The sequence below is a fragment of the Streptomyces sp. NPDC054847 genome (assembly GCF_053610925.1).
Genome location: NZ_JBSGZJ010000429.1, coordinates 1 through 6,121, shown reverse-complemented (window position 1 = coordinate 6,121; position 6,121 = coordinate 1). Strand labels below are relative to the sequence as shown.

At 70.3% G+C, this 6,121-nt stretch carries 5 protein-coding genes; 3 read left to right on the top strand and 2 right to left on the bottom strand.

Annotated elements, in window-relative coordinates; translation table 11 throughout:
* Positions 1 to 57: 57 nt before the first annotated feature.
* A complete protein-coding gene (fabI, locus tag ACWGH4_RS29240; RefSeq protein ID WP_364597825.1) occupies positions 58 to 825 on the bottom strand; it encodes an enoyl-ACP reductase FabI in 768 nt (255 codons plus the stop codon).
* 4 nt (positions 826 to 829) lie between these two features.
* Positions 830 to 1,549, bottom strand: a complete 720-nt coding sequence (gene fabG, locus ACWGH4_RS29235; protein ID WP_189475710.1) for a 3-oxoacyl-[acyl-carrier-protein] reductase — start codon at positions 1,547 to 1,549, stop codon at positions 830 to 832.
* 229 nt (positions 1,550 to 1,778) lie between these two features.
* Here fabG and ACWGH4_RS29230 point away from each other — a divergent pair, with 229 nt between their 5' ends.
* From ACWGH4_RS29230 to tyrS, 3 genes are all read left to right on the top strand, one after another.
* Entirely contained in the window at positions 1,779 to 3,302 is a 1,524-nt protein-coding gene (locus ACWGH4_RS29230; protein WP_453466209.1) for a TldD/PmbA family protein, read from the top strand.
* Positions 3,299 to 4,693 carry a metallopeptidase TldD-related protein gene (locus tag ACWGH4_RS29225; RefSeq protein WP_441267234.1) on the top strand — a complete coding sequence of 465 codons (1,395 nt, stop codon included), beginning with the start codon at positions 3,299 to 3,301 and terminating at the stop codon, positions 4,691 to 4,693. The genes ACWGH4_RS29230 and ACWGH4_RS29225 overlap by 4 nt, the downstream gene beginning before the upstream one ends.
* A gap of 105 nt (positions 4,694 to 4,798) precedes the next feature.
* On the top strand, positions 4,799 to 6,067 hold the full coding sequence (gene tyrS, locus ACWGH4_RS29220; RefSeq protein ID WP_441267233.1) for a tyrosine--tRNA ligase: 1,269 nt from the start codon (positions 4,799 to 4,801) through the stop codon (positions 6,065 to 6,067).
* The last annotated feature ends 54 nt before the right edge of the window (positions 6,068 to 6,121 follow it).

Below are 6,121 nucleotides of genomic sequence, written 5' to 3'. Positions count from 1 at the left end.
GCCCCGCCCACCGCGCCGGGCGGTGGACGGGGCGTCCCTGGTGTACGTATGTGCTGGTCAGGCACCCATGATGTGCACGCCGCCGTCGACGTGGACGATCTCGCCGGTGGTCTTCGGGAAGAAGTCGGAGAGCAGCGCGACGACACCGCGGCCGGCCGGCTCCGGGTCGGCCATGTCCCACTCGAGCGGGGAACGCTCGTCCCACACCTTCGCGAGGTCGGAGAAGCCGGGGATGGACTTGGCGGCCATCGAGCCGAGCGGACCGGCCGAGATCAGGTTGCAGCGCACGTTCTGCTTGCCCAGGTCCCGGGCGAGGTAGCGGCTGGTGGCCTCGAGGGCGGCCTTCGCCGGGCCCATCCAGTCGTACTGCGGCCAGGCGAACTGCGCGTCGAAGGTCAGACCGACGACCGAGCCGCCGTTCTGCATCAGCGGCAGGCAGGCCATCGTCAGGGACTTCAGCGAGAACGCGGAGACGTGCATCGCGGTCGACACCGACTCGAAGGGCGTGTTGAGGAAGTTGCCGCCGAGGGCGTCCTGCGGGGCGAAGCCGATCGAGTGGACGACACCGTCCAGACCGCCGAGCTCCTCGCGCACGATGCCCTCGACGCGGGCCAGGTGCTCGTCGTTGGTGACGTCGAGCTCGATGACCTTCGCGGGCCGGGGGAGCTTCTTGGCGATGCGCTCGGTCAGGGTGGGCCGCGGGAAGGCGGTGAGGATGATCTCCGCGCCCTGCTCCTGGGCCACCTTGGCGGTGTGGAAGGCGATGGAGGACTCCATCAGCACACCGGTGATCAGGACGCGCTTGCCCTCGAGAATTCCGCTCATGTGATCAGTGACCCATGCCCAATCCGCCGTCAACGGGGATGACGGCTCCAGTGATGTACGAGGCGTCGTCGGAGGCCAGGAAGCGCACGGCGGCGGCGATCTCCTCCGGCTTCGCGTAACGGCCGAGCGGCACCTGCGAGACGATGCCCGCGCGCTGCTCGTCGGTGAGCACCTGCGTCATGTCGGTGTCGACAAAGCCGGGTGCGACGACGTTGAAGGTGATGTTCCGCGAGCCGAGCTCACGGGCCAGGGAGCGGGCGAAGCCCACCAGGCCGGCCTTCGAGGCGGCGTAGTTGGCCTGCCCCGCCGAGCCCAGCAGCCCGACGACGGAGGAGATCAGCACGACACGGCCCTTCTTGGCGCGCAGCATGCCGCGGTTGGCGCGCTTGACGACCCGGAAGGTGCCGGTGAGGTTGGTGTCGAGGACGGAGGTGAAGTCGTCCTCCGACATCCGCATCAGAAGCTGGTCCTTGGTGATGCCGGCGTTGGCGACCAGCACCTCCACATTGCCGTGCTTCTCCTCGATCTCCTTGTAGGCCTGCTCCACCTGCTCGGCGTCCGTGATGTCGCAGCGGACGGGCAGGCAGCCCGCCTCGACGAGCTCGGCGGGCGGCTCGCCCGACCGGTAGGTGATGGCGACCTTGTCGCCGTTCTCGGCGAAAGCGCGGGCGATGGCGAGGCCGATGCCCCGGTTTCCTCCGGTGACGAGAACCGAGCGGCTCAACGGATCACCCTTTCGTCAGTGGTCTGGAGCACCTGGCAGCCAGGCGACTACCCGAAAACCTATCGGTCCGGTCCGTCGTACGGGGAATCGGTCCCTGACAGCGCAGCAGATCAGTCACTGTCGGGTCCCTACAGAAGAGGACGGCACGGCATCCTTCACAACCCGCTGGGCAACAGGCACCCCGTCGCGACATGATCGGGGCGACCCGTCGCGACGACAGGAGACATCCGTGCCTCATTCCATCGACGAAGCCTTCACGGCGCTGCCGCTGCGGGCGCTCGCCGACGCGGCACTCGCCCGGGCCCGCGCGCTCGGCGCCGAGCACGCCGACTTCCGTCTCGAGCGTGTACGCAGTGCGGCGTGGCGGCTGCGTGACGCCAAGCTCGCCGGTTCCTCCGACACCACGGACCTCGGGTACGCCGTGCGCGTCGTGCACGGCGGTGCGTGGGGCTTCGCCTCAGGGGTGGATCTCACCATGGACGCCGCGGCCCGGGTCGCGGGCCAGGCGGTGGCGATGGCGAAGCTGTCGGCGAAGGTGATCGCGGCGGCCGGGTCCGACGAGCGCGTGGAGCTGGCGGACGAGCCGGTGCACTCGGACAAGACGTGGATCTCCTCGTACGAGATCGACCCCTTCGAGGTACCCGACGAGGAGAAGACCGCGCTGCTCGCCGACTTCAGCGGCCGGCTGCTGCGGGCGGACGGCGTGGCGCACGTGGACGCGTCGCTGCTCACCGTCCACGAGAACAAGTTCTACGCGGACACGGCCGGCACCGTCACCACCCAGCAGCGGGTCCGGCTGCACCCGCAGCTCACCGCGGTCGCCGTCGACGGCACCAGCGGCGAATTCGAATCGATGCGCACGATCGCGCCGCCGGCCGGCCGCGGCTGGGAGTACCTGACCGGTACGGGCTGGGACTGGGACCGTGAGCTGGAGGAGATCCCGGTGCTGCTGGCGGAGAAGATGCGCGCGCCGAGCGTCGAGTCCGGCCGCTACGACCTGGTGGTCGACCCGTCGAACCTGTGGCTGACGATCCACGAGTCGATCGGCCACGCCACAGAGCTGGACCGGGCGCTCGGATACGAGGCCGCGTACGCCGGAACCTCGTTCGCGACCTTCGACCAGCTGGGGAAGCTGGCGTACGGCTCGTCCGTGATGAACGTGACCGGCGACCGCACGGCCGAGCACGGGCTGGCGACGATCGGGTACGACGACGAGGGCGTCGAGGCGCAGAGCTGGGACCTGGTCAAGGACGGCACGCTGGTCGGCTACCAGCTGGACCGGCGGATCGCGAAGCTGACGAACCTCGGCCGCTCCAACGGCTGCGCCTACGCCGACTCCCCCGCGCACGTCCCGGTGCAGCGGATGGCGAACGTGTCGCTCCGCCCGGACCCGGGCGGCCTGTCCACGGAGGACCTGATCGGCGGGGTCGAGCGCGGGATCTACGTGGTCGGCGACCGGTCGTGGTCCATCGACATGCAGCGCTACAACTTCCAGTTCACCGGGCAGCGGTTCTTCCGGATCGAGAACGGCCGGCTGGCCGGACAGCTCCGGGACGTCGCGTACCAGGCGACGACCACCGAGTTCTGGGGCTCCATGGAGCAGGTCGGCGGCCCGCAGACCTATGTGCTCGGGGGCGCGTTCAACTGCGGAAAGGCCCAGCCGGGCCAGGTCGCCGCGGTCTCCCACGGCTGCCCCTCCGCCCTCTTCCGGGGCGTCAACATTCTGAACACCACCCAGGAGGCCGGCCGATGAGCCCCCGTACGACCAAGCCGCACGAGATCGTCGAGCGGGCTCTCGAGCTGTCCACCGCCGACGGGTGTGTCGTCATCGCCGACGAGGAGTCGTCCGCCAATCTGCGCTGGGCCGGCAACGCCCTGACCACGAACGGCGTGACCCGCGGCCGCACCCTCACCGTCATCGCGACCGTCGACGGCGCCGAGGGGACCGCCTCCGGTGTGGTGTCCCGGTCCGCGGTGACCGCCGCCGACCTCGAGCCGCTGGTGCGCGCCGCCGAGGCGGCCGCCCGTGGCGCCGGTCCGGCGGAGGACGCCCAGCCGCTGGTCGAGGGCACCCCGGCGTCCCCCGACTTCACGGACGCTCCCGCCGAGACCACCTCCGCCGTGTTCGCCGACTTCGCACCCGCCCTCGGCGAGGCCTTCGCCCGGGCCCGCGCCGGCGGCCGGGAGCTGTACGGCTTCGCCAACCACGAGATGACCTCCACGTATGTGGGCACCTCCACGGGGCTGCGGCTGCGGCACGACCAGCCGAACGGCACCCTCGAGCTGAACGCCAAGTCCCCGGACCGTACGCGCTCGGCGTGGGCGGGCAGCTCCACGCGGGACTTCAAGGACGTCGACCCGGGCGTGATGGACGCCGAGCTGGCGCAGCGCCTGGTGTGGGCGCAGCGCCGGACCGAGCTGCCCGCGGGCCGGTACGAGACCCTGCTGCCGCCCACCGCGGTGGCCGACCTGCTGATCTACCAGATGTGGTCGTCCGCGGCCCGCGACGCGGCGGAGGGCCGTACGGTCTTCTCCAAGCCGGGCGGCGGCACCCGCGTCGGGGAGACGCTGTCCCCCCTTCCGCTGACCCTGCGCAGCGACCCCCACGAGCCGGGCCTCGAGTCGGCCCCGTTCGTGATCGCGCACTCCTCCGGCGACGACGCCTCCGTCTTCGACAACGGTCTGCCGATCACGGCGACGGACTGGGTGCGGGACGGAAAGCTCGATCACCTGGTGACCACCCGGCACAGCGCCGGTCTGACCGGCCTGCCGGTCGCGCCCGGCGCGGGGAACCTCATCCTGGACGGCGGCGGCGAGCGCAGCCTGGAGGAAATGGTGGCCGGCACGGCCCGCGGGCTGCTGCTGACGTGCCTCTGGTACATCCGCGAGGTCGACCCGGCGACGCTGCTGCTGACCGGTCTGACCAGGGACGGGGTGTATCTGGTGGAGAACGGCGAGGTCGTCGGGGAGGTCAACAACTTCCGTTTCAACGAGTCGCCCGTCGATCTGCTCTCGCGGGCGGCGGAGGCCGGGCGGAGCGAGAAGACGCTGCCGCGTGAGTGGGGCGACTGGTTCACCCGGGCCTCGATGCCCGCGCTGCGGGTGCCGGACTTCAACATGAGCTCGGTGAGCAAGGGCGTGTGAGCGCCGGATATCCGGTCGGCCGGGGTCCCGGTCACCAATAGACTGGGTGGTAGCGCCCTGCTACCACCCAGCGGGGTTTCCCCTGTTCCAAGGAGACACGACACCGTGACGGACATCGTCGACGAGCTGAAGTGGCGCGGGCTGATGGCCCAGTCCACCGACGAAGAGGCCCTGCGCAAGGCTCTCGCGGACGGTCCTGTCACGTTCTATTGCGGCTTCGACCCCACCGCGGCGAGCCTGCATGTCGGTCACCTGGTGCAGGTGCTCACCATCCGCCGTCTCCAGCAGGCCGGGCACCGCCCCCTCGCGCTGGTCGGCGGGGCGACGGGGCAGATCGGCGACCCGCGGCCGACCGCGGAGCGCACGCTGAACGATCCGGAGACGATCGCGCGCTGGGTCGACCGGCTGCGTTCGCAGATCGAGCCCTACCTGTCCTTCGAGGGCGACAACGCGGCGATCATGGTGAACAACCTGGACTGGACCGCGGGCATGTCCGCGATCGAGTTCCTGCGGGACATCGGCAAGCACTTCCGTGTCAACAAGATGCTCACCAAGGACTCGGTCGCCCGCCGCCTGGAGTCCGAGCAGGGCATCAGCTACACGGAGTTCAGCTACCAGCTGCTGCAGGGCATGGACTTCCTGGAGCTGTACCGCCGCTACGGCTGCACCCTTCAGCAGGGCGGCAGCGACCAATGGGGCAACCTGACCGCGGGCCTGGACCTGATCCACCGGCTCGAGCCGGACGCCGAGGTGCATGCCCTGGCCACGCCGCTGATGACCAAGGCGGACGGCACCAAGTTCGGCAAGTCCGAGACGGGAACGCTCTGGCTCGACCCGGAGATGACGACGCCGTACGCGTTCTACCAGTTCTGGCTGAACACGGACGACCGGGACATCTCCCGCTACATGAGGGTCCTGAGCTTCAAGAGCCGTGAGGAGCTCGAGGAGCTGGAGAAGCAGACCGAGGAGCGGCCGCAGGCACGGGCCGCGCAGCGCGCGCTGGCCGAGGAGCTGACGACGCTGGTGCACGGCGCGGACCAGTGCGCCGCGGTGATCAACGCCTCCCGGGCGCTGTTCGGCCAGGGCGAGCTGGCGGACCTGGACGAGGCGACACTGCGTGCCGCCCTCGCCGAGCTGCCGCACGCGCGGGTCGGCGAGCTGCTGCCGGTGGTCGATCTGTTCACCGAGGTCGGTCTGGCGCCGAGCAAGTCGGCCGCCCGCCGCACGGTGAAGGAGGGCGGCGCCTACGTGAACAACGTGAAGGTGACCGCCGAGGACGCCGTGGTGGCAGGTGACGACCTGCTGCACGGTCGCTGGCTGGTGCTGCGCCGGGGCAAGAAGAACCTGGCGGCGGTCGAGGTCGCGGCCGGCTGACCGAAGCGGGACAAGCGTGTCCGGCTGACCGGAGCGTGCATGACTGTGGCCGGG

Coding starts and splice junctions, on each gene's coding strand:
- ACWGH4_RS29225 (WP_441267234.1), top strand. CDS start 3,299: ATGAGCCCCCGTACGACCAAGCCGCACGAGATCGTCGAGCGGGCTCTC.
- fabI (WP_364597825.1), bottom strand. CDS start 825: ATGAGCGGAATTCTCGAGGGCAAGCGCGTCCTGATCACCGGTGTGCTG.